This is a genomic window from Streptococcus sp. X13SY08 (assembly GCF_001182825.2).
Taxonomy (GTDB): domain Bacteria; phylum Bacillota; class Bacilli; order Lactobacillales; family Streptococcaceae; genus Streptococcus.
This window is the reverse complement of record NZ_LFYO02000002.1, coordinates 273569-298150: the sequence shown is the minus strand read 5'-3', so window position 1 is coordinate 298150 and position 24582 is coordinate 273569. Positions and strand designations below refer to the sequence as shown.

Annotated in this window: 24 protein-coding genes, 5 pseudogenes and 1 other annotated feature; of the genes and pseudogenes, 2 read left to right on the top strand and 27 right to left on the bottom strand. The window is 40.2% G+C overall.

Annotated elements, in window-relative coordinates; all coding sequences use genetic code 11:
• Nucleotides 1-10: 10 nt before the first annotated feature.
• From AEX56_RS02095 to trpX, 19 genes and pseudogenes are all read right to left on the bottom strand, one after another.
• On the bottom strand, nt 11-298 hold the full coding sequence (locus tag AEX56_RS02095) for a hypothetical protein (protein WP_049617717.1): 288 nt from the start codon (nt 296-298) through the stop codon (nt 11-13).
• The gene (locus AEX56_RS08370) at nt 299-490 is read right to left on the bottom strand and encodes a hypothetical protein (RefSeq protein ID WP_131542088.1); all 192 of its coding nucleotides are present in this window, start codon (nt 488-490) and stop codon (nt 299-301) included.
• Nucleotides 491-511: 21 nt separating this feature from the next.
• Nucleotides 512-766, bottom strand: a complete 255-nt coding sequence (locus AEX56_RS02090; protein ID WP_049617716.1) for a hypothetical protein — start codon at nt 764-766, stop codon at nt 512-514.
• 258 nt (nt 767-1024) lie between these two features.
• Nucleotides 1025-1348, bottom strand: a complete 324-nt coding sequence (locus AEX56_RS09465; RefSeq protein WP_240788827.1) for a VOC family protein — start codon at nt 1346-1348, stop codon at nt 1025-1027.
• Complete coding sequence (locus AEX56_RS09460; RefSeq protein ID WP_443031006.1) at nt 1341-1616, bottom strand: hypothetical protein; 276 nt, start codon at nt 1614-1616, stop codon at nt 1341-1343. Before AEX56_RS09460 ends, AEX56_RS09465 begins: the two co-directional genes overlap by 8 nt.
• A 26-nt stretch (nt 1617-1642) precedes the next feature.
• Complete coding sequence (locus AEX56_RS09455; RefSeq protein ID WP_443031005.1) at nt 1643-1801, bottom strand: hypothetical protein; 159 nt, start codon at nt 1799-1801, stop codon at nt 1643-1645.
• Between the two features lie 53 nt (nt 1802-1854).
• Nucleotides 1855-2388 carry a hypothetical protein gene (locus AEX56_RS09335; RefSeq protein ID WP_330218245.1) on the bottom strand — a complete coding sequence of 178 codons (534 nt, stop codon included), beginning with the start codon at nt 2386-2388 and terminating at the stop codon, nt 1855-1857.
• 80 nt (nt 2389-2468) lie between these two features.
• Nucleotides 2469-3050 (bottom strand): MFS transporter, encoded by a 582-nt coding sequence (locus AEX56_RS09330; protein WP_330218244.1) that lies wholly within the window; start codon nt 3048-3050, stop codon nt 2469-2471.
• Nucleotides 3051-3172: 122 nt separating this feature from the next.
• Nucleotides 3173-3892, bottom strand: a complete 720-nt coding sequence (locus AEX56_RS08835; protein WP_053093896.1) for a CPBP family intramembrane glutamic endopeptidase — start codon at nt 3890-3892, stop codon at nt 3173-3175.
• A gap of 39 nt (nt 3893-3931) precedes the next feature.
• Complete coding sequence (locus AEX56_RS08525) at nt 3932-4102, bottom strand: hypothetical protein (RefSeq protein WP_160315161.1); 171 nt, start codon at nt 4100-4102, stop codon at nt 3932-3934.
• Between the two features lie 219 nt (nt 4103-4321).
• On the bottom strand, nt 4322-4771 hold the full coding sequence (locus AEX56_RS08830; RefSeq protein WP_236682947.1) for an Rgg family transcriptional regulator: 450 nt from the start codon (nt 4769-4771) through the stop codon (nt 4322-4324).
• A gap of 131 nt (nt 4772-4902) precedes the next feature.
• Complete coding sequence (locus AEX56_RS08825; protein ID WP_236682946.1) at nt 4903-5184, bottom strand: helix-turn-helix domain-containing protein; 282 nt, start codon at nt 5182-5184, stop codon at nt 4903-4905.
• Between the two features lie 46 nt (nt 5185-5230).
• A pseudogene (locus tag AEX56_RS02065) lies at nt 5231-7080 on the bottom strand (ABC-F family ATP-binding cassette domain-containing protein).
• 78 nt (nt 7081-7158) lie between these two features.
• Nucleotides 7159-7941, bottom strand: coding sequence for an alpha/beta hydrolase (locus AEX56_RS02060; protein WP_049617715.1), 783 nt, complete (start codon nt 7939-7941; stop codon nt 7159-7161).
• 50 nt (nt 7942-7991) lie between these two features.
• Nucleotides 7992-9589 (bottom strand): annotated as a pseudogene (locus AEX56_RS02055) (ribonuclease J).
• A 211-nt stretch (nt 9590-9800) separates the two neighbouring features.
• A complete protein-coding gene (locus AEX56_RS02050) occupies nt 9801-10283 on the bottom strand; it encodes a prolyl-tRNA synthetase associated domain-containing protein (RefSeq protein WP_131542091.1) in 483 nt (160 codons plus the stop codon).
• An 87-nt stretch (nt 10284-10370) separates the two neighbouring features.
• Nucleotides 10371-11129 carry an ABC transporter ATP-binding protein gene (locus AEX56_RS02045; RefSeq protein ID WP_049617713.1) on the bottom strand — a complete coding sequence of 253 codons (759 nt, stop codon included), beginning with the start codon at nt 11127-11129 and terminating at the stop codon, nt 10371-10373.
• Nucleotides 11126-11946 (bottom strand): annotated as a pseudogene (locus AEX56_RS02040) (ABC transporter permease). Before AEX56_RS02040 ends, AEX56_RS02045 begins: the two are co-directional and overlap by 4 nt.
• Nucleotides 11947-11966: 20 nt before the next feature.
• A complete protein-coding gene (trpX, locus tag AEX56_RS02035; protein ID WP_049617712.1) occupies nt 11967-12971 on the bottom strand; it encodes a tryptophan ABC transporter substrate-binding protein in 1005 nt (334 codons plus the stop codon).
• A gap of 221 nt (nt 12972-13192) precedes the next feature.
• Nucleotides 13193-13429 (bottom strand) — a binding site (T-box leader).
• Between the two features lie 106 nt (nt 13430-13535).
• Between trpX and AEX56_RS02030 the strand changes: the two genes are divergently transcribed.
• Nucleotides 13536-15185, top strand: coding sequence for an Rqc2 family fibronectin-binding protein (locus tag AEX56_RS02030; protein ID WP_049617711.1), 1650 nt, complete (start codon nt 13536-13538; stop codon nt 15183-15185).
• A 232-nt stretch (nt 15186-15417) separates the two neighbouring features.
• On the opposite strand, the pseudogene AEX56_RS02025 reads toward AEX56_RS02030, so the two are convergent.
• The 7 genes and pseudogenes from AEX56_RS02025 to AEX56_RS01995 all read right to left on the bottom strand — a co-directional run.
• Nucleotides 15418-16052: pseudogene (locus tag AEX56_RS02025) on the bottom strand (ABC transporter ATP-binding protein); the annotation flags it as partial.
• A 79-nt stretch (nt 16053-16131) separates the two neighbouring features.
• Nucleotides 16132-17016, bottom strand: coding sequence for an ABC transporter permease (locus tag AEX56_RS02020; protein WP_049618222.1), 885 nt, complete (start codon nt 17014-17016; stop codon nt 16132-16134).
• 25 nt (nt 17017-17041) lie between these two features.
• Nucleotides 17042-18016 (bottom strand): ABC transporter substrate-binding protein, encoded by a 975-nt coding sequence (locus AEX56_RS02015; RefSeq protein ID WP_049617710.1) that lies wholly within the window; start codon nt 18014-18016, stop codon nt 17042-17044.
• A gap of 27 nt (nt 18017-18043) precedes the next feature.
• Nucleotides 18044-19008 (bottom strand): annotated as a pseudogene (locus tag AEX56_RS02010) (ABC transporter substrate-binding protein).
• 435 nt (nt 19009-19443) lie between these two features.
• A complete protein-coding gene (locus tag AEX56_RS02005) occupies nt 19444-19782 on the bottom strand; it encodes a YlbF/YmcA family competence regulator (RefSeq protein WP_049617709.1) in 339 nt (112 codons plus the stop codon).
• 21 nt (nt 19783-19803) lie between these two features.
• The gene (gene aroD, locus AEX56_RS02000; protein ID WP_049617708.1) at nt 19804-20484 is read right to left on the bottom strand and encodes a type I 3-dehydroquinate dehydratase; all 681 of its coding nucleotides are present in this window, start codon (nt 20482-20484) and stop codon (nt 19804-19806) included.
• A complete protein-coding gene (locus AEX56_RS01995) occupies nt 20481-21644 on the bottom strand; it encodes a class I SAM-dependent rRNA methyltransferase (RefSeq protein ID WP_049617707.1) in 1164 nt (387 codons plus the stop codon). Before AEX56_RS01995 ends, aroD begins: the two co-directional genes overlap by 4 nt.
• A gap of 118 nt (nt 21645-21762) precedes the next feature.
• Here AEX56_RS01995 and AEX56_RS01990 point away from each other — a divergent pair, with 118 nt between their 5' ends.
• Nucleotides 21763-23958: an LTA synthase family protein gene (locus tag AEX56_RS01990; protein ID WP_049617706.1), complete on the top strand. Its 2196-nt coding sequence runs from the start codon at nt 21763-21765 to the stop codon at nt 23956-23958.
• Nucleotides 23959-24184: 226 nt separating this feature from the next.
• Here the strand turns inward: AEX56_RS01990 and rplT are convergent, their stop codons facing one another.
• Nucleotides 24185-24544 (bottom strand): 50S ribosomal protein L20, encoded by a 360-nt coding sequence (rplT, locus tag AEX56_RS01985; protein ID WP_049617705.1) that lies wholly within the window; start codon nt 24542-24544, stop codon nt 24185-24187.
• Nucleotides 24545-24582 lie beyond the last annotated feature (38 nt).

The window sequence follows — 24582 nt, the reverse complement described above, 5'->3', positions numbered from 1 at the left end:
TTTTATGATCTTATTTACGTCTTGGAAGGATATCTTGTAAACTCTGGACATTTTCCTTAAATCGTGCATGATTTGCTTCTTTTTTGAGCTCTGCCATTTTTGGCAAACGATTGATAATCAATTTACGAATCGTTTCATTGACATAAAAGAGCTTGATGACCGCCCCTTTCTTAGGTGCAGGACCGATTAACTGATTGCTAGGATGAGTATAAAGTACCTCGTTGAGCTGAACAGTGGCATATTTTTTCTGCGGTTTGACCAATAGCGGAGCGGGATAGTAGCCTGCTTTTTCCAACATTTACTTGGCTTCATCCACTGACAATCCCACCACATCCGGCAAAACAAAATTCTCTCGGCTTTTTTCAATGAACATTTCATCCACATAGTAAAGTTTAACCAGACTACCAGATGGCACCTTACCTGACTTGGGCTGCATAGCTACCACTTCTCTTACCTCTGCATGAGCGTAACGCTTATTAGCTTTTGCCAAAAGAGGAATAACTAATAACTGTTAAGCCGATACTTTCAAGTGCTCCTTTGCCACATCCACGTCTACATCTAATAAATTAGGAATGGCAATCAAACTTTTTTTGTATTCATGACTGCGGTCTAAATTTTTCTCTACAATAGGCGCTGCTTTGTCAGTAATTTTGCCAATAATGGCGACTGTATCTGGAATAATTCCAAAAACAGTGTTAAAAAGCCCAGCGGCTTTACCGAGTTTTCCAGTTGCCGTTTTCGTTATTTTCTTTCGAATTTGATTCATATGCTTCCCCTCTTATTTTAACTATCTGATACTTAAAATATGCTAACAAAATACTATTTTTCCATTGTAATCATTATTTCATTAACATATTCCGTCAAGACTACGAGAGTTTTGAAAAAACTCCTCTCTCTATAAGGTTTCGTCAATCTAAAATCTGTTTGGTCTATAGACTGTGTCTGTCTTATTCCATGTTAGGTCTACTAATTGATTATATCGTTTTCAGGAGTGGGATGCAAAAAAGAGCTACGAGAGCTCTTTTTATAATAACATTAAGTGAATTTCCACTCCATCTGGATCCGTCACAATTGTGTAGCTGTCTAACACTTGGACCTCTACTCCCATTGTTTTTGCCTTGGAAATGGCGGAGCTGAGTGCAGCTTCCTTGTGGAATTGGACTTGGAAATAGGCTAGACCGTGCATACCAGAGCTGCGTTTGGATTGATGAGGACCAGACCATTCATTGACCGCGATATGGTGATGGTAATCTCCGGAAGCCAGCCAAGATGCGGTCGGAACTGCAAATTTTTCATCCACGCTAAAGACCGTCGCATAAAACTGACTGCTGGCTTTGCTATTAGCCACTGATAACCATACGGCTACCTTCTGGCATTTTATAAGGTGGTGTCAAACCACTTCCGGCATCAAAAACAGCCTGCGCATCCATGGGATCAGTAATCCCGATGATACGACCATCTTCACGAATGTCCCAATCTGACTCAGGCAAATCGCGATAAATTTCGATGCCGTTTCCTTCTGTATCCTCAAGGTAAATAGCTCCGCTGTAGCCATGGTCCGAAGCACCAACCAATGGCACCTGATTGGTCAAAAAATGCCGGAAAATATCTCCCAAAGCTTGACGACTGGGAAGGACGATGGCTAAAGGGTAGACACTCTTTCTCCCACGCCCAAGTCAACTTGACCCGCTTCTTCTTTTATAAGCGATAAGCCCAAAACCTGCTGATAAAAAAGCGACTGTAATTCCAAATTGGACACATTTAGAGCAACCAATCCCAATTCAAATTCTGATGAATACATAAAAACCTCACTAACGTTTGTTAGGCCACTATATCACTAATTAGTGTATAGGTCTAGAGATTTGACTTCTCAAAACCTTTCAGACAATTATAAAGCATGCCCAAAATTGCCAAGACCATTACTCCCAGACCTAACCCAGTAAAGGTCAAGAGATGAATAGCATTTGGAAAATGCGAGATAAACCATGTTCCTAGAGGCATGAGGGCGATGGCTATTGTAAAGACAACTGAAAACACACGTCCCATCAATTCATTGGGCACTCGCATCTGGATTTGACTGAGAAAATGGATATTAAAAATGGTCATGAAAAATTCGGTCCCCAAATTTCCTACGTAGAAAATCCAAGCAAAATTTGGCAGAAAGAATGCCCATCCGATGATAGCAACTCCAAGTCCACTTAAGAGTAAATTGAATAAGAGATGATAAATACTAGATTTAACACGGCTGGAAATAGCTGCTGCACTAATAGACCCGACCGCCCCCAGAGTGAGCATGGTAGCGTAGGCACTTTCATTTTCAAAAAGTTGATTGGAAAATGGTAGCAAATAAGCAAATGCAGCAAAGAGAAAATTGACCAGCGCAGCCATTACCAAAAGAAAGAGAACTGACTTCTACCGCCACACAAATTGCAAGCCTTCCAGCATGTCCAAGAGAAGAGATGGGACGGTCAGTCCTTCTTTTCCATTGGTCTGATAAGGGATCTCTGTGGGCTTAATGGCGTAAATAAGGAGAAAAATGTCAATCCATCAAGGACAAGCGTCACGCGCAGGCTAGTGAAATGCACTACGATGAAGGAGAAAATAGGTGAGGAAACACCGATGACTTGAAGCACCATCTCCAGATGAGAATTATAGGTGATGATGTCCTCTTTAGCCACCAATTTTGTCAGAAAAGATTTATTAGCGATGCGCGAAAAAGAGCTGGAAATGGCTAGAATCATATTGGCAATGACCAACATATAGAGCATCCAGCTGTCCTTACTGATAAGAGCTGCCAGAAAACAAACCAGCGCACAAATGGCATCTGTCCACGGCAAAACTTTACGACGCTTGAATCGATCTACCAAAGCTCCGCTGATAGGATTAAAAAGAATAGATGTCAGTGTATCCGCCATCTGGTAGTAAGCCAAAAACTGCTGTCCCACTGCTCCCATGGAAGCCAACCAGACGCTGTTACCATAGTCATAAAAAATATTGCCGATTTTATTGATAGCGCGGCTAGTTAAGAGTTTTACAAGTGATTTCTTCATCAAAATAACCTCCCAAGATGATAGACCTATTTTAGTCTATTTTCCTGAGAGGGTTTTATTTTTTGCATATCTGTAAATTAGTTGAGTTCAACTAGAAGGTCCAGAAATAAACGATTCACTATTTAAAAAAAGGTCATCACAATCCAAAATTTGACATACACATAAATACTTTTGAGTTCAGGAATAGAGGCTGCTATATTGACCACCATATGAAGCATGACACTATAATATATGTTTTTAGTTTTTCGAAAAATAAGTGCAAATACAAGTCCTATATTAAAGTAAATAAGGAAATCAAGTAAACTTAGATGACTGATTATTAAATGCGATAAAGAAAATATAATAGCTGACAAAAGCACATCTAAATAGAGAGGAGAATTTTTGAAAAATTGAGTCATGATAAGTCCACGATAGAGCAACTCTTCAAAAATTGGACCAAATATGCAAATCTCAGCCATGACTAAAGGAAACATCCAATTGCCATACTCATGGATGGAGTACAGATAATAAGCTAGGCTAGTCTCATTGTTCACTTTGACCACTTCTTCTGAAGTTTCCTGTGGAATCTGTTGTACAATAAATGGGAGAATGCAGTCTAAAAAATAAAAACTTACTATACATATTAAAATGTGACTAAGTTTTAGTTTGGGAAAATGAAGAATAGAATCTTCTTCCCAACGTCTCAACAGTTTAATGATGACAAGGCTGAGTACGCAATCCATCACAAACTGAAGCATCATCAGTTGTCCCATTGTAACATCGACTGGCAAGAGTTGAGGTATTTCTAAAAAATACCGTAAGCTATATATCATCAGCACCAACGTAATCCACTTTTTTTGCATTTCATCCCCTCTCCTCTATCTACAGTCAATAGTAGTCTATTACGGTCTAGCTCTTAAATCAACTTTGGGCACAAGAATTCCTCTAAATTTACCATCGCCATCAATATCAACTGGCTTTTCATCTGGTAAAAAAACTGCGTATCCACCATTTATTGATTCTAGGATCTTTTTTTCAATTGTAATCTGTTTCAGTAATGATTTATTATTCATAATAACTACCTTCAAAATAATATATAAATTTTGTCATGTTGCAATCTTGACGAATTCACTATACCATTTTTTCATAAAAATTTTTATCCAAATCCTGAACAGTCATTAAAACGTCCTAAATGGTAATTTTAGGCTGTTTATGATGGTACGTTGATGCCTAAAGATTGGGAAACATAAAAAGCACCGAAATCCCTTTGATCGTTCCAGTACTTTTGTTTTCTATCTGTTTCTAACATATTCCCCAAAATGCTTGCGATAGGTAGTCGCATGGTAAGAACTCCCCATCCACTCAAAGGCTTGGATGGCACGCTCCATGTCCGCTCTGCCATTTTCCTGACCGAGAGCATAGAGAAGGAATCCCTTGACATAGAGGTAAATCAAGCGATGGTAAGCCTTTCGTTCGTTGACAATCATGGGTTGCAGTTTTTGATCATACCGCCGGGCCTCGGACAATGCTCCGCGTTCTACCAAGGTCTGAATGACATTTAATAGGGTCACTTCGACTAAGTTTTTGTAGGTAGCGATTTCTTGGTAGAGAAAATCCCTGTCAAGCACCTCATCTATCAACCGGCACATGTAGTCCGTATCGTAGAAACGATAGAGATTGCCAATCAAAATGAGCTCGTCAATATGCCATTCTTCCGTGCAAAAAAGATGATCAGATACCACATCCAACTCTTCTGGTACATGTTTTCTTGAGGATTGAGCTCACAAATCATCCCACGAAAAAGAATACTGTTGAGAAGTGCAAGTTCATTCTTAGGATTGGCTTGATACTTTTCTAGATCCGCCTGGCGCAATTATTCCAAGCCTGCTACATCAGACTGATAATGTCGTTTTGCCATCTGTGACATGAGGGAAATCTGATCAATTCGCTTATAATCATGTACGCGATCCATGAATTCATCCGCTGTTAGATGCATCTTATCCAAAGCATGGAAAAATTTGCTGATGGACAAATCTGATTCCCCCCGCTCAAAGCGCGATAGCTGGGCTATTGAAACCTCCTCATCTGCCAACTGAGATAGGGTCAAATTTCGATTGATTCGTAATTCTTTGAAAACTTCACCGTAGTTGGGCATGGGAATCCTTTCTGCATGGTTATTATAATTTCCGAATATCAAGCACCTACTCATCAACCTGCATACTCAATTCTTCCCATTCTTCAATGAGGGCTTCTTGTTCTTCTTGAAAGGCGTCGATTTGGCGCTGATGGTCCATGAGGGTGGCTGCGTCGTTGGTTGACAGCATGGCTTCATTTAGCTGAGCTTCTTCGGCTTCTATGACTTCCAGACGTGCTTCGATTTCAGCGATGCGGCGAGTGATTTTGCGGATTTCTTTTTGGTTGGCTTTTTGGGCTTCATAATGGCTGGCGCTAGTTACTGGTACCTCTACTGCTACCTGACCATCTTGCTCTTGAGCGGCTGCCATGGCTTCCAGCTCTGCTTTTTTCTCCACATAATAAGCATAATCACCTAGGTAAAGTGTGGAGCCATTTTCTGAGATCTCCAGCACTTTTATGGCGACACGATTGATGAAATAACGGTCATGACTGACAAAGAGGAGCGTGCCATCAAATTCAATCAGGGCGTTTTCCAGCACTTCCTTGCTATCGATATCCAAGTGGTTGGTCGGCTCATCCAAAATCAGGAAATTATTATTTTCCATGGATAATTTTGCCAGAAGAGAAAAGCTCCGAGGCGATTACGAATTTCCACTTCCGGTGTCGTCGAAAAGTCATTCCAGAGCTCGTCTAAAACGGTATTATTAGGCATCAAAGCGGTCTGCGTCTGATCGTAATAGCCCACTTCTACATTGGCACCGTAGGTTGAAGTCCCCTTGATAAATGGCAGAGCACCAATGACGGACTTGATAAAGGTGGTTTTCCCGATTCCATTTGGTCCGACAATGGCGATGGCATCCATCTTTTTGACATCAAGGTCAATGGGCGCAGCTAAGACCTGACCGTCGTAACCGATAGCCGCATCCGTCACTGTCAGAACGACATTTCCTGATACTTTTTCAGCATGGAAGGTCATATGGGCAGATTTTTGACCGGCAGTTGACTTATCTAAGCGCTCCATTTTCTCCAGTTGTTTACGGCGTGATTGAGCTCGTTTGGTCGTGGAGGCACGGACGATATTTTTCTGAATGAAATCTTCTAGCTTAGCAATCTCCTTGGCTTGCTTTTCATAATTCTTGGCTTCTGTCACTAATTTCTCCGCTTTTAAGTCCATAAATTTGGAATAATTTCCGACGTAGCGATCCAGACTATGTGGATTGAGGTCCAGCGTGATGGTCGCTACTTTATCAAGGAAATAGCGGTCGTGGCTGACAATGATGAGAGCTCCTTGGTAGTTGACCAAGTAATTTTCCAGCCAGGCGATGGTGTCAATATCCAAATGATTGGTTGGCTCATCCAATACCAAGAGTTCTGGTTTTTCCAGAAGCATTTTTGCCAGTGCTAAACGCGTATTTTGACCGCCAGAAAGTTCGGAGATTTTCATCTCCCACATGGACTGATCAAATTTGAAACCATTCAAAATAGCTCGAATGTCTGACTCGTAGGTAAATCCGCCTCTCTGTCTAAATTCTTCTGACAAGCGGTCGTAGTCCTGCATCAGTTTATCCAAGTCACTACCTGTCAGCTCCGCCATTTTCAGCTCCATAGAACGAAGTTTCTGCTCATCCTGACGAAGATCATCAAAGACATGGAGCATCTCATCATAGATAGTGTTTTCCGACTCAAAACGACTGTCCTGCGCTAGGTAAGAGAAACTGAGATCACGCTTGGTGTTGATATCACCTGAAGTAGGTGCTTCTTCTCCCACCAAAATCTTCAGAAGAGTCGACTTTCCAGCACCATTTCGTCCAACCAGAGCAATGCGGTCACGCTCATCTACTTGAATGTTAATATTATCGAAAAGAACGTCGCCTGAAAAGGAACGCTCAATCTTATTTCCACTTAAAATAATCATAGGTCTATTATAGCAAAAACTGTCCCTACTTTCCCATTTTCATAAAAGAAAACACTTGAAAAACCAAGTGTCTTCTGCTTAAGATAATCTTTCTTCTTTTACATAATCAATTGGCAGCATTTCTAAGAAAAGTTCGATCTGTTTTTCCCAATAATACCAGTCGTGCGTGCCGTGGTTTGTTCTATAGTCAACCTCTATTCCAATTGTTTTAAAATCTGCGATAGCAGTTTCATTAGCTGGAAAAAGGAAATCTCCTTGACCACACCAAGCGTAAAATTTGGTCTTTCCATCCGCTTTTTTGGCGGCATTGAGCAAATGATTATCACTAGCTAAAAACTCCTCGTCTTCTCCAAAAACGCCCTTCCAATAAGCTTTTTCCTGCGGCGTATCGCCTCTAAGGTTCATGTCAAATTGCAGAGTTCCAGAAAAGGAACCTGCCATAGCATATTGATTGGTCAGAAAGGCTAATTTGAAGGCACCGTAACCACCCATAGACAAACCTGCAATAAAGGTCTTTTCACGCTTGTCCGTCATATTTGGAAAGAATCGACGCATCACTTGCGGCAATTCTGTTGCAATGGCATCGTAATAATTGACTCCATACTTGGTATTGGTATACCAACCATTTTCTGTGTTAGGCATCACAACAATAAGATTGGTATAGCGCACCAAACGCGTGAGATGGGTTCGACCTGTCCAAGAGTGCTGGTTCCCACTCATACCATGTAAAAGATAGAGCACGGGAATAGCGGTCGATGTTGCTTCATCTTTGGTCACTTCGCTGGCATCTGGATAGAGAACTTCTACCTGACGGAATTGTCCCAAACTTTCTGAATAATACTCAATTTGTATAAAAGCCATAGGTTTCTCCTTTCGAAAAAACAGCCCCGAAGGCTGTTTGATGTAACATCTTACCGAACTTCCATAATTACTGGCAAAATAGATGGACGACGCTTTGTCTGATCGTATAAGAACTTGGATAAATCATCGCGCACCGCTCCCTTCAATTCACCCCAATCAAAGGTATCTTTTGTGAAGTAATTTTCCACCGATGTATTGACCAAATCAGATGCCTCACGCAAAATATCCTTACTTTTCTTAACATAGACAAATCCACGCGTATGGACCTTGGCCTTGGAAATAATTTTCTTTTCTTTCCGGTTAACTGTGATTGCCACGATGAAAATCCCGTCTTCTGATAAAATCTTGCGGTCACGAAGAACGATATTCCCCACATCACCCATGGCATTTCCATCAATCATGACGTCACCAGCTGGAACAGCCCCATTATGGACAAAGTCACCTTCTTCATAGTGCATGACATCACCACGCTTAACGATGAAAATATTTTCTGGCAAGTGACCAATTTCTAGTGCAGCTGTTGCATGCGCATCCAACTGACGGTATTCACCTTGAACTGGGAAGAGAAATTTTGGACGAAGAATATTGAGCATAAGCTGCAAATCACGCGCATTCCCATGACCAGATACCCGCAAGTTTTTAGTGATAGATTTAACCACACCACCCGCTTGGTAGATCATATTCTCAACTTTAGCTACAACAGCTTCCTTGGAAATACTTGGCGTTGTAACGATGAAAACTAGGTCTCCATCCTTGATTTCCACATAACGATGGCGACCAACAGACATCTTACGAAGTCCCTCTAGTGGCTCACCCATGCGACCTGTCTCCAAAATAATGAGTTCGCTGTCGTCAAACTTATTCATTTCTTTTGGTTTAATCAATAATTTCTCGCTAACCAAGTGCAATTTTTTGAGAGAAATAGCTGTGCGGAAATCTGTTGAATACGGGCAATGTTACTTGCCACCGCAGCCACAATGACACGACCATCCCAATCTGCAATGGTATCAAAAATTTCTTCAGCTTCTTCATGCATGCTAGCTACTTGAACATTACTATCCGCATTGGATGAATCAGACAAGAGCGCCAAGACACCTTCACGGCCGATTTCTGCTAAACGAGCAAAATCAGTCCTGTAAAATAGATTGGCAGCCTGGTCAAACTTGAAATCACCTGTATAGACAATATTTCCTTCATCCGTTTTGACAACAATTCCTAGACTTTCTGGAATAGAGTGTGTTGTCTTGAAAAAAGAAATGACTGGTCCACCAAAATCAATTTCTGCCTTAGAATTGATAACATGGAAATCATTAAATTTCTTAGTGGCAGCGTAGTTTTTGACGACTAGCTTAGCCAATTCGATTGTCAAATGAGATCCAAAAACTGGCACTTTGACTTTTTCTAGCAAGTAAGGAAGAGCACCAATGGCATCCGCATGTCCGTGCGTCAAGAAGATACCCGCAACACGATCCTTGTTTTCTTCCAAATAGTCAAAGTTAGGAACAATAACGTCCACACCCAACTGTTCATTTTCAGGGTATTTAAGCCCTGCATCTAGCACAAAAATGTGCTCATCTACTTCGGCGATGTAGAGATTTTTACCGTTCTCCCGCACACCACCCAAAGCAATAATTTTAATATCGCTCATAGCAATCCTTCTAAATATATGATGTATGATTTTCTTACCAACGGTCCTTGCTCCAAGTTTTGATAAATCTGAACAGCCTGCGCTATGTCAATTTTACCCATGGTCAACAAGTCGAATGACGGCTGCGAGCTTTCTCGCTATCTCTCTCATTATACTATCTTTCCCGAAAATTTTCAAAAAACTCCACTGATTTCAGCAGAGTTTTTCGTATTTAAAGACTGATGATGTGAGCCTCGTAGCCCAAATCTTTGACAAATTCTAATACATCGCATGTTTTCACAAAAATAGTTTCACTGTTGATATTGGGATGGAAGGTTAAAATAGCTTGGTCCATAATCTCTTTATCAAAATACACTTGAATATCCTTTTCAGGATTATTGAGCAAACCGAAAATTGACACTGTTCCAGCGGGTAAAGACATCTTCTCCATCAAGCTATCTGCCGATGCCATGCGAATGCGGTTAGCCCCTGAAATTTCTCGGAAAGCTTCCATATCCAACTGCTTTTGGTCATCCATAATTAACAAATAATAAGCAGTTTTCTTCTTGTTGGTTAAGAACATAGACTTGGTGCGTACACCTTCCAGTCCTTCAATATAAGAATCGGCCTCTTCTGTTGTCAATGCAGGTGGATGCTCCACAATCTCATAGAAAATTCCCATTTTATCCAAACAATCACGAACAGCTTGGCTCATATTTATTCACACTCCTTATTCTGTATTATTATACAATAGAAAACGTTTTCTTTCAAGAAAAAGCTGAATGGCTTCAGCTTCGATTCCTTATTTAAAAAATTGGTAATAATCTTCCAAACTCATAGCCTGCTTAACATCATGAGCGACATCTTGGACAATTTTTCCATCCTTCATGACAATCAAACGATTCCCATGTTTGAGCGCGTCTTCCATATGATGAGTGATCATCAGAGCGGTTAATTGATTTGTCGCAATCAATTCATCTGTCAAACTCATAAGGGATACGCTAGTCTTAGGATCAAGCGCTGCAGTATGCTCATCAAGAAGCAAAAGTTCCGGTCGTTTGATCGTTGACATAAGGAGACTGAGAGCTTGACGCTGTCCACCTGACAAAAGACCTGTAGGTGTTTCCACATGTTTTTCTAAACCATTTCCCACACGCGCCAAGAGTTTTCGAAAATCCTCTATGTGAGCTGCCAAATCTCTTGGTGCCATACCACGAAATTCTCCACGATGAATGGCAATCAATAGATTCTCCGCAACAGTCATCCGCGGTGCTGTTCCCATTTTGGGATCTTGGAAGACTCGAGATAAGTATTTAGCCCGTTTTTCAGCTGGCCAGTTGGTTACATTTTCTCCAAGAATATGGACTGAACCACTAGTTAGAAAAAGTGTCCCTGCGATGATATTGAAAAGAGTGGATTTACCCGCACCATTCCCCCCTAAAATAGTAATGAAATCATGCTCATAAATGGTTAGATTAACATTGTCCAAAATGACCTTATCTTCATCAAAACCATTGTTAACGACTTTTGTAGCATTTTTTAATTCAACAATTGCTTTCATCGTGTCAGCTTCACTCCTTTCAAAACTTTTTCTTTGAACTCAGGAATCATAAGGCAAGCTGCCAAAATAATGGCTGAGAAGATACGAAGATAGCTGGTATTGACGCCCATGAGAATAACTGCCAAAATCAGGAATTGATAGAGGATAGCTCCAACTGCAATAGCTATGAGACGCTCTAGCATAGTCGGATTTCCAAAGAGGACTTCGCCGATCACAAGACTAATCCGTCCTGCTGAGCGATCAATGCCCCAGCAAGTGCGATAATTCCATTTGACACCACCAGACCCATCAGTTCCATTTTGCTAGTATGGACACCAAAGCTACGCGCCATATCAGGATTGTCACCTGTTGCGATGTAAGCCTGTCCCAAACGAGTATGGAGGAAGAAATACATAAGACCGATGACGAGAACCACACTAATGAAGCCCAGTAGCAAGCTATTGATGGAATCAGAAAATGGCAACAAATCTTGAATCACTGAGCGATGGAGAAGACCCAAATTAGCCCGCCCCATAATCATGAGCATAATAGAATGGCAAGATGTCATCACCAAAATTCCTGCCAAAATGGTTGGAATCTTTCCTTTCGTATAAAGAAGTCCGGTTACCAAACCTGCAAGACAACCCGCTATCATCGCCACAAGTGTTGCTAAAATAGGATGGACACCATTTGTTAACAAAGTGACCGCAACGGCCCCACCTAATGGAAAAGAGCCCTCTGTCGTCATATCTGGAAATTTCAAAATCCGAAAGGTCATAAAGATTCCCAGACTCAAAACAGTCCAGAGTAGACCTTGAGAAATAGTTGATACAATCATCTTGTCTCCTTTTTGTTTCTTTATTCTACGACACGACTAGCCTTTTTCAATACGGCTTCTGGCAAAGTAATCCCTAGTTCTTCTGCCACTTTTTGGTTAACCACAATAGTCCCTTCATTGAAAATTTGGACTGGCGTATTCGCTGGTTTATCACCGTCTAAGACTTTAGCCGCCATTTTTCCAGTTGCCACACCAAGGTCAAATTGGCTAAGCGTCACTGAAGCAATCCCTCCACCTTCAACCATATCCTCTACACTGGTAAAGATTGGAGTTTTTGTTTTATTAGCTCCTGATACTACAGTTGAAAATGCGGACGCAATCGTGTTATCAATCGGTGTAAAGATGACATCTACTTTTGAAGTCATGACTTCAACTGTCGCCGCAATTTCATTGGTCGATGGCACTGCGAATTCTTCAACGACATAGCCAGCTTTTTCAGCCGCAGCTACAAATTCTTCTACTTGAATTTTTGAATTATCTTCATTTGACGAATACAAAACTCCGATTGTTTTGGCTTCTGGCGTGATTTCCTTCATCAATTTCACCTCATCTACGACCGGCGTTTGATCAGAAACCCCTGTGATATTGCCGTCAGGATGTTTTAAATCTGTGACCAAATTAGCTCCGATCGGATCGGTCACCGCTCCCATGATAATGGGAAAGTCAGTGGTCGCATTTGCCAGCCCTTGCGCTGCTGGCGTCGCAATTCCAATCAATAGCTCGTTGCCATTATTGACCAATTGATGACTCATCGTTTGCACTTGCGATTGATCTCCCTCAGCATTCATGAAATCAATTTCCAAATTGGTTTGTTCCTCGTAACCACCTTCTTTGAGACCTTCTTTAATACCATTGTAAATCTCATCTAAAGAGGCATGCGTGACAAATTGCAAGACACCTACTTTGACTGTTTTTTTCTCGTTTGTTTGTTCCATTTCATTCTCATTTGACGGTGCTAAGAAAATCTCAAGTCCCAATGCTATTAACATGGCTATTATAATTCCTATTAATTTTTTATTTTTCATATATTTCTTCTTTCATTTAAAATGTCCTCATTCACTAATCACTCTTTGCAAACTGCGCCATCGTTTCATAATTAAGATACCAAGTCCGATTAGCAAATGACTGAAAAATAGGAGACCGTCTGAAATCCTGATTTCAGTAACGGGCTATGATTTTCCGAATTTGCCGGACGGATTCAATTCCTTTCTCCACAAATAGTAAAAGCCCTCGCATAGATTAACTATGCGAGGGCGTCAATGACACGGTGCCACCTCACTTAGAAGGAATTGTCTAGAATTAGCCCTTCTATCTCATCTCCTCTAACAAGGAGTTGCACTGTAAGGTGTGCCTACCGAATGATCATTGTTTTTCATTCATTATATCCCATCAGCCCATTTCAACAAACTTCGCTACTGACTCGCAATATCCGTCAGCTCCCTGAAAACTTTGTTTGTTTACTTTTCTGATTAAGGAAAAGTATAACTTATGAGTAAAATTTTGTCAACACCTTTTTGGTATTTCTCCTATAAAATGTTATAATGGAGCAGCCTAGAAGAAAAAATACTTGTAAGAATGAGGTAACCATAGTGTCTTTTGACGGATTTTTTTTACATCATATGACAGCAGAATTGCGCGACCAGCTAATTGGCGGTCGTATTCAAAAAATCAATCAACCCTTTGATCAGGAACTGGTCTTGGGTATCCGCAGCAATCGTAAAAATAAAAAATTACTGCTTTCTGCTCACTCTGTCTTTGGACGTGTCCAGTTGACCGAGACGGAATTTGCAAATCCTAAGGTTCCCAATACCTTTACCATGATTCTTCGGAAATATTTACAAGGTGCGGTCATTGAAGATATCCAGCAACTGGAAAATGACCGAATTTTAGAATTTTCAGTGTCCAATAAGGATGAAATTGGTGACCATGTTCAGGCGACGCTGGTCGTCGAAATCATGGGGAAACATAGTAATATCATCCTGATAGACAAGAGTAAGCATCGCATTATCGAAGCCATTAAGCATGTCGGCTTTTCACAGAATTCCTATCGAACCATTTTGCCTGATTCCACCTATATTCATCCGCCGCAAACTGACTCTCTCAACCCTTTCACGGTTGGTGACGAAAAATTATTTGAGATTCTATCCACTCAGGATCTGACACCAAAAAATCTTCAAAAACTCTTTCAAGGATTAGGACGAGATACAGCAATTGTCTTATCTAACTTATTGACAAATGATAAGCTAAAAAATTTCCGCCACTTCTTCGACCAAGATAGCCAAGCTTCCCTCACCGATACTTCCTATAGCGCTGTGCCATTTCCCCAAAGCCATGGGAACTTCGACACACTATCTTTGCTCTTGGATTACTACTATCAGGACAAAGCAGAGCGGGACCGCGTCGCTCAACAAGCAAATGAACTAATCAAACGAGCAGCGAGCGAGCTTGATAAAAATCGCAAAAAACTCATCAAGCAAGAAGATGAGCTCCTAGCGACCGATCATGCCGAAGAGTTCCGCCAAAAAGGCGAGTTGCTGACTACCTATCTTCACCAAGTGCCAAATGATAAACCTAGCGTAACCTTGGACAATTACTATACCGGTCAACCGATCAATATCGAGCTAGATGTTGCCCTGACACCAAACCAAAATGCCCAACGCTATTTCAAAAAATACCAGAAGTTAAAAGAAGCGGTCAAACATTTGACCAACTTAATTGAGGAAACAAAGGATACCATTACTTATCTTGAAAGTGTAGAAACCATGCTGGGTCAAGCTAGCCTGTCAGAAATCGACGATATCAGACAAGAGTTAGTTGAGACGGGCTACCTCAAGGCACGCCATCGTGAAAAACAAGCCAAACGGAAGAAACCTGAACGTTACCTAGCAAGTGATGGAAAAACCATTATTCTAGTTGGAAAAAACAATCTCCAAAATGATGAATTGTCCTTTAAAATAGCCAAAAAAGGAGAATTGTGGTTCCATGCTAAGGATATCCCAAGTAGCCATGTCATCATCACAGATAATCTGGACCCAACCGACGAAGTCAAGACAGACGCCGCTGAATTGGCTGCCTATTTTTCAAAAGCTCGCCACTCCAATCTGGTTCAGGTCGATATGATTGAAGCCAAAAAGCTACACAAACCTAGTGGTGGTAAACTCGGTTTTGTGACCTACCGAGGCCAAAAGACCTTACGTGTCACTCCAGAAGAATCAAAAATCAAATCCATGAAACTATAATCATTCTTGAGCGCGGGACAAAAGCTGGTCATTTCGTAGAAATTCTTTTTTTCAATACTTTTTCATTTTCGGGTACTGACCTAAAATAGTCTACTAGACTGTTTTACTCCCGCCTCCGCACAGCTGAGTCATTAAAATGAAAGCAAAATAGAAAGCTGGGACTTTTGTCCTAGCTTTTTTACATTCCAAAGAGTATTGAGCAGTCAAAAAGGGACGTGGCGTCCCTTTATTTTTACAGAATCAATTCATCACTTGTCAACACTTGTCCGCTATTTTTGTGGAAGAGTTCCATTAAATCTTGCACAGTTAAATTAGCTTTTTCTTCACCTTTGACATCCACGACAATCTGACCTTGATGCAGCATGACCAAACGATTTCCGTATTGGATGGCATTTTCCATATTATGGGTAATCATGAGACTAGTCAATTGATGTGTCTCGACAATCTTCTTGGTCAATCCCATGACCATATCACTAGTTTTAGGATCCAAAGCGGCTGTATGCTCATCCAAAAGAAGAACTTTTGGTTTGACCAAAGAAGCCATAAGAAGCGTCAATGCTTGTCGCTGACCACCAGAGAGAAACTGGGTATCGACCTTTAGACGATTTTCCAAGCCAAGACCTAATTCTTTGAGCGCTTCCACAAAATAGCGCGTTCTGGCTCTTTCACACCCCAACTCAGATTACGTTTTTGCCCACGATGATAAGCAATGGCCATATTTTCTTCAATGGTCAACCGTGAAGCAGTCCCCATTTTTGGATCTTGGAAAACCCGGCTGATATCCTTAGAACGTTTGACAGCGGAGAGGTTCTTAATCGGTTTTCCCTCCAAAAGAATATCTCCTTGATCCACTGAAAGCGTTCCTGCCCATGATTTTCATTGATTGTACCAGCTTCAAAGGTCTTGTGAATTCCTTGAATAGATAAAATTGTTGCCATACTTCCTCCTACTTCCAATTCAACTGACGGATTTTCAATTTTTTCTGCATTTCTGGAATAAATAGTACAGCTGCTAAGAGAATCGCGGAGAATAATTTCACCAAATCCGCATCCATACCAGGAATTTCCAAGATTGCTAGGATAATCAAACGATACAAAATAGAGCCAAAGACTACAGATGCCAATCGCCAGCCAATCGTCAAATTACGAATGACGACTTCTGCAATAATGACAGATGCTAAACCAATAACAATCGTACCAGTCCCCGAATTGACATCTGCGTAGCCATTATTTTGTGTTAAAAGAGCACCGCTAAGTGCAATGAGACCATTGGATAACATATAGCCGTAAATTTTCATACGATCCACTTGGATACCATTAGCTTCACTCATAGGAATATTGTCACCTGTTGATCGCAGCGCCAAACCGACTTGCGTTTTTAACAATATGGTCAAGAATAAAACCACAACGACTACCGCAATCGCGCCGATCAACAAAATAGCATTCGTTTTTGATAATCCAGCATCTTGCAAAGCTGTCACCAAGGTTTCTTTTCGCAAGAGAGCAACATTGGCTTTCCCTAATACTTTTAAGTTAATGGAGTAAAGAGCTGTCAAGGTCACAATCCCTGTTAAAAGGGCTGGAATTTTCATCTTGGTATGAAGCAATCCTGATACCAAACCAGCTAACATGCCTCCAATAATAGCCAAAAGTGTTGCCAAAAATGGATTGAGTCCGCTAACGATTGCTATCGCACATATCGCAGCTCCAAGTGGATACGCTCCTTCTGCTGTCAAATCAGCGATGTCTAAAATACGATAGGTCAAATAAACCCCAATCGCCATAATGGACCACAAGAGTCCTTGCGATATACTTGATAATATGATGTCCACAGTCATTTTCCTTTCTGATTAGTTCTTATTTTGAAACAGAGAGTTTTGAAACATTGATTCCTAACTTGTCAGCTATTTCTTGGTTGACATGCAAATCAACTGTTTCTGGATATTCAACTGACAATGCAGCAGGATCTGCTCCCTCAAGTACTTTAACAGCCATTTTAGCAGTCTGGTGACCAAGTGCTTCGTAGTTGGTGCCATAAGTCAAGAGACCACCAGCATCCACCATATCAGTTGCCCCACCAATAACAGGCACCTTGTGCTCGATGGACAATTCACCAATCATGGTCATAGTAGAAGCAACTGTATTATCCGTCGGAACGAAGACTGCATCCACATCCTTCATCAAGCTAGTTGTAGCATCTTGCACATCATTTGTGGAAGTAATACCTTTCAACTCCACTTCGTAACCTGCATTTTTGAGTAGTTTCTCAGCTTGTTCTACCTGAGCTTCTGAATTCCGCTCGCTAGTGGTGTATAAAATACCAACTTTTTTCGCATCTGGAAGTGCCTGTCCCAAGAGTTCAATCTGCTTATCAATCGGCGCTTGGTCACTTGTCCCCGTCAATAGACCATCAGGTTTATCCATAGAATCCACCAATTCTGCTGAAACAGGGTCTGTTACTGCAGTAAAGAGGACGGGAACATCTGTTGATACAGTTGCCAAACTTTGTGCTGCTGGTGTTGCAATCGCTAAAATCACATCATTATCACCCACCAATTGTTCCGAAATAGTTTGCAAGTTGGCTTGATCCCCTTGGGCATTTTGATAATCTACTGTTATATTGTCACCTTCTTTGTACCCATTAGCTTTCAACTCAGCCATAAATCCCTCACGCGCTGCATCCAAGGATTCATGCTCCATATATTGTAAAATACCAACTTTTACTTCTTTTGTACCATTGCTATCAAATTTTTCTGTGCTACTATCGCTGCATGCAACCAAAGCAGACGCTGAAAGTCCCACAAGTGAAATGGCAAGTATTTTTTTATCCAAGTATAGTTCATAAGAATATCTCCAAGTCTATTTATTCAAATTTTTAATTGTTGCAGTATCAATACCAACAGCTTTCGCCATTTCCCCATTGACTGCAATAGCCGCTTTTTCAGGAGTTGCAACCGCTAAGTCCGCAGGATTCGCACCTTTTAAGATTTCCACTGCCAATTTACCAGCTTGAACACCAATAGCATGATAATCCACTCCGTAAGTAAAGAGGACGCCATCAATCACCGCTTCGTCACTTCCCATAGCTGGAACTTTTGCTTCCATAAGAATTTCTCCGATGGTTGTTGCTGTCGAAGCCACCGTATTATCTGTTGGAAAGTAAAGAGCATCAACTTGGTTAGCAAGGGAAGTCATGACCTGTTGCATATCATTGGTAGAGGTGACGGTCTTCACGACCACTTCAATTCCCTTATCTTCCAATGCTTTTTGTGCTTCTTTAGCTTTTTCGATGATTTGACCTCACTTGAATTATAGAAAATTCCAGCTTTCTTGACAGCTGATACGACCTTGACCAACATATCAATCTGACCACTCACATCTGTGGCATCAATAGATCCTGTCATGTTGCCGCCAGGTTTTTCTAGAGAATCCACTAATTCTGCACCTATAGGATCTGTTACTGCTGTAAAGACAGATGGTGTTTCAGTATCCACATTCAGCATAGCTTGTGCTGCTGGTGTTGCAATGGCAAAGTTAAGATCATGCTCTCTTGCTAACTGATCCACCATGGTCTGCAAATTAGCCTGATCTCCCTGAGCATTTTGAAAATCAACTGTCAAATTATTGCCTTCCTTGTAACCGGCATCCTCTAGTGCTTCTAAAAAGCCATCTTTTGACAAATCCAACGCCTCATGTTCAGCATATTGAATTATCCCAACTGATACTTTTTCAGAAGAAACATCCGAAGAATCGGCTCCACATGCCACTAGACCAAAAGTAGATAAAGCAGCAAAAGAAATCAGTGTAAATCGTTTAAAATTCATAAAAGTTCTCCTTTTTGAATAATTAGAAGGAAATTTGGAAGAAAAAAGTATAAAAATAAGGGACTGTTTAGATATAAAAATCTAAACAGTCCCTTATTTCTGTATGCAAAGAAACAGAAGAGTTACCAGCGCCCATTTAGATTTTCTTATCTAATGTGGACACACGTCGAATAACCAAAGCCACATAGATACAAACATAACGTTCAACGTGTTTGCATCCATGACTCGCATGTCTACAAACACTATCTAAAATAGCTGTAGTAATAACGATGACTCGTTGAAAGGCTTCGACTTACTTGTTTCATGTTCCGTTTCTCTCTTCTTATTTTTTATAGGTTAGTAAGATGATAAACCTTTTTTCTCATTTGTCAACAATTTTCTGAATATTTTTTCCTACTTTTTAAATGATACCCGCTTGCAAAGAAAAAAGACTTGTTAAATCAAGTCTTGTAACGGTTTGAAGATAATCTTCTCAATATCTGCAATATAGATAGACAATTGCTGTTGTTTACCAAAATACTCTGTCAGTAACGGATTTTCTTGAATTTTTTGACCTAGGTCCTGCATGTTTTTTTGGAAATCTTCAGAAGGCATTTGTCCTGTCTGCAAAACTTGTTGCAATTCAGTCTGATGAGAAATGTACTGATCCAACAACTCTTTTGCATCTTTGTCTGCCTCAATTTCCTTGCGTGAAGCTTGAACGGCTTCATATTCTGGTAAGTGACGAATGCTACGTTCTAATTCATTAGCAAGATCATAAATATTTTGTGTCATACGAATCCTCTTTTCTATTTCCTAATTTTCACTGTCCAATATTTCCAAAAACTTCTTGATATGACGAAGGGAAATCTGACCTGGTACACTCTCTTCGTCTAAGCTAGCAAAGGTCCAACAAGAACCTGTTAATTTTCCAGACAAGCGGGATAGCATGCCTAATTTCCCCATGGAAATCGTTGCATACATCTGACCCGTATTTAAAGTTTTAAAACCGCGCGTATAGTTCATCACATCCAAAACATCCTGCTCCGTTTGTGGCATGACGGCAATTTTAACAACAGCTGGTGAAAGGCTGGTCAACTCAGACATGATTTCCATGTAATTCTCAGGCGTTTCCTCAAAATTGTGATAAGAAAGTACCAAATTTGGAAATTCTAACATTTGGTCAAAGACATCTTTGTGTGAATAATACTCAAAATCAATAAAATCAGGCTGGTAGAGTGTTGCAACTTCCTTAATTAAGTCAACGTACTCTTGATCGGTCAAATCAATTTGTCCACCTTCATGTATTGTACGCAGTGTAAAAATAACTTCACGTCCAAGCAATTTTTCAAAAACAGCTGGCGCCACTCGTAAAATTTCCTCTTTAGGAAGATAGTCGGCACGCCATTCAATCAAGTCTGCGTCTGCTAGGCGTTCTATATCTAAGGCCTCTACCTCTTCCATACTTCTCGGCATAAATGGAACAACTATTTTCATTTTTCTACCTCTATTGTAAATACCTTGAGGTAATTACTACTTTCATCATTTTTATTGAAAACAAAATCGCTCGGCAATCCGTACTCTGTCAGATAACGGTAATTCTTTTGTCCCATTCCCTTTTCGACTTGCTGCTTAAACTTCGCTCGATTGACATTAGATGCATTGGTTGAAGCAATAATAATCCCATTCGGATTTAAAATATCCACTGCTTCAGTTATCAAGCGATGGTAATCTTTTGCTACCGAAAAAGTTGCTTTCTTATTACGGGCAAAGCTGGGCGGGTCTAAGACAATCACATCATAGGTTAATCCATGACGTTTGGCATATTTATAATAATCAAACACATCCATGACCACAAATTTATGGTTCTCTATCGGTAAGCCATTTGCCTCAAAATGTACTTGTGAGAGCTCGCGACTGCGCTTAGCTAAATCAACAGATGTCGTCTCTGGAGCTCCCCCCATTGCCGCTGCAACAGAAAATGCTGCTGTATAGGAAAACATATTGAGCAAGCTTTTGCCAGCTGCCAGACCATCCATCAAACTACCACGCACTTCATGCTGGTCCAAGAAAATTCCTGTCATCAAGCCATCATTGAGAAAGACTTGATAAGAAATACCATTTTCTTGAATCAGAAAAGTCTCTGGAGCTTCTTGACCATAAAGATGAGCACTTTCATAGTCTAATCCCTTAAATCGAATCTTTTCATTAGCACCCATAATCTGAGGATAAACAGCCTTAAAAGCAGCCACAATCATATCTTTCAAGGAATAAATAAAAGAATTGTACCATGAAAAGAGAGCATATTCATTGTAAAGATCAATGGTCAATCCACCAAAGCCATCACCGTCTTGATTGAAGACTCGGTAAGCAGTCGTCAGGTCTGAATTAGCAAAGGAATGGCGTTTTTGAAGAGCTTTTTCAAATAAAGCTTCAAAAAAAGTTTGATTAATTTTTTGAGGACGATCGCTAATCAGCCAGCCAATCCCTTTATTTTGTTGTGACAAATAAGCTTGCCCCAAAATCTCATTTTTTCCAGAGACAAGGGTAACAAAGGAATCTTCTAAGTCTAACCCTTCAAAGTCTCTTCCATCTAAAACACAAATGCCTTGCTTGATTTTTTTTTCCGCAAAGCGACTTACTTTCAATGTATGCATGTCTTTAATTATATCAAAAACGCCTTCATATCTCAAAAAAACTTTTACTTTTAGCTGATTTTCAAAAATATGATATAATAGACAAAGATTTATTTTAGAATATGTATGAGGTTTTCTTGTGAAACAATTGAAAAAATTAGTAAAAACAGGGTGGCAAACACGACTTGGATATGTGCTCACTCTTGTTTTACTTTATTGGATAAAAACGCTCTGGGCCTATACTATTGATTTTAATCTAGATACAAAGGGATTCTTCCAGAATTTTATTGCCTTTGTCAATCCTCTGCCCGTCGCCCTTTTATTGATTGGACTTGCACTCTACGTTAAAAATACACGTGTTTTCTATCATCTAGCCAACTTTTTCTATATACTACTTTTCATTTGGCTTTTTTCAAATATACTCTATTATCGCGAGTTTACGGATTATATCTCTATTTCTACGATTCTAGCAAGTAGCAAAGTTTCTTCTGGCCTCGGTGAATCCGCCATGAAACTCTTCCGAATTTGGGATGCCATATATTTCCTAGATTTTTTCTATGGTATTTACCTATTTACCAAGAAAAAATTGATTCCAGATCAACGTCCATTTAATAAACGAGCTTCTTTTGCCGTAACGGCACTCTCTATCATGCTTTTTTCAGCTAATCTCTTTTTAGCAGAAATCGACCGACCAGAATTGCTCTCACGTGGCTTCTCCAACACCTACGTGGTTCGGGGGTTAGGATTACCTGCATTCTTAGGTTACAACGCTTATCAAACTTATAATGCTCACATGGATCGTTCAGAAGCTACCGCGGACGATTTAATTCCCGTAGAAGACTATGTCAAAGAGCACTATGCTGCACCAAATCCAGATTATTTTGGTATTGCAAAAGGTCGTAACGTTATCTATTTACATCTGGAGAGCTTGCAACAGTTCATTATTAATTATAAATTAAATGTAGACGGAACAGAATATGAAGTAACACCATTTCTAAACTCCCTCTATCACTCCAAGGAAACCTTTGCCTTCTCTAACTTCTTTAACCAGGTGAAGGCTGGTAAGACATCAGATGCCGAAACCATGATTGAAACATCGCTTTTTGGCTTATCTCAAGGTTCCTTCATGGTTCAATACGGTGGAAGCAATACGCAACAGGCTGCACCTCATATTCTTTCTCAAGAAGGTGGCTATACTTCTGCTGTTTTCCATGGCAATTCAGCAAGTTTCTGGAATCGAAATAATACCTATAAACAATGGGGATATAATTACTTCTTTGACCAGTCCTATTTTTCAACACCTACAGAAGAAAATTCTTTCCAATACGGTCTAAATGATAAGGTCATGTTTGCGGATTCCATTCAATATCTGGAACATATGCAACAACCCTTTTACACAAAATTTATCACCGTTTCAAACCACTACCCTTATACAACAAGCCTTATTGGTGATGAAATTGGTTTCCCACTTGCGGATACTGATGATGAAACCATCAACGGCTACTTTGCTACCGCTAACTATCTCGATGCCTCTATCAAATCATTCTTTGATTATCTGAAGGCAACTGGATTATATGAAAATTCTGTCATCGTTCTCTATGGTGACCACTACGGAATTTCAAATTCTCGTAATCCTGACCTCGCTCCACTTCTTGGTAAAGATCCTGAAACTTGGTCCGATTACAATAATGCCATGCTCCAACGAGTACCGTATATGGTAGTCGTATCTGGAATGAATAAAGGTAAAATTGTCGACACATACGGCGGCGAAATTGATGCTCTTCCAACTCTCGAACACCTTTTGGGAATTGAAGCCAATCAATATATGCAAGTTGGTCAAGATCTCCTATCGGATCAACATGATCAACTAGTGGCTATGCGAACATCTGGTACCTTTATTAGCCCAACTTATACTAGCTATGGTGGAAAAACTTATTACACTGAAACTGGAGAAGAAATCACCATTCCAGATGAAACAACTCAGAAAGCCTTAGATGACCTAAAAACTGCAGCTGATAAACAACTAAACATGAGTGATGCTATCCAAACAGGAGATCTTCTTCGCTTCCTTGACAATGGACTTAAACCACTCGATGCTAGCAAGTTTAGCTACATTGATTCCTTAGAAACGGAAAAATCCATTGAAAAAGAATTGGGAGACCAATCAAGCAGTCTCTTTAGTAAAAATAAAGGCGTCTCAACTGTGGATCTCTTCCAATCTCCAAGTTATAAAGCCTTATATGGAGAAAAAGACGAAAGCAAGCCATCAAGTAGTTCAACAGGTACTTCTAGTTCAACGGAAAACATCCGGGCGGAAAATGGAAAAAACTTTTAATAATCTTATTCTTACTTATTTTTTCACTTTTATTTCTATTTTGCTTGACTATCAGCTGTTTAAACATTTATTTGACTTTCACAGGTGTTTTCAAATGGTGGATCGTTCTTCTTGTCCCCCTCATGTCTATCGGCCTATGGCGAATAGGTCTACTAGTCCGTGCCCTATTTTTTGAATTGAAACAAAAAAATAAAACTTGAGAAAACTCAAGTTTTATTTTTAGTTATTATTTACCAAGTTTTGCTTTAGCAGCGTCTGCAAGAGCTGTGAAACCAGCTGCATCGTTAACTGCCAAGTCAGCAAGCATTTTACGGTTTACTTCGATTTCAGCCAATTTCAAACCGTGCATCAATTGTGAGTATGACAAACCATTCATACGAGCAGCCGCATTGATACGTGTGATCCACAATTTACGGAAATCACGTTTCTTTTGACGACGGTCACGGTATGCATAATAGTAAGAGTTCATTACTTGTTCTTTTGCAGTACGGAACAAGAGATGTTTTGAACCATAGTAACCTTTAGCTAATTTTAAAATACGTTTACGACGTTTGCGTGAAACAACGCCACCTTTAACACGTGCCATTTAATTTTCCTCCGAATAATTCTCTAATTTCTAGTGTG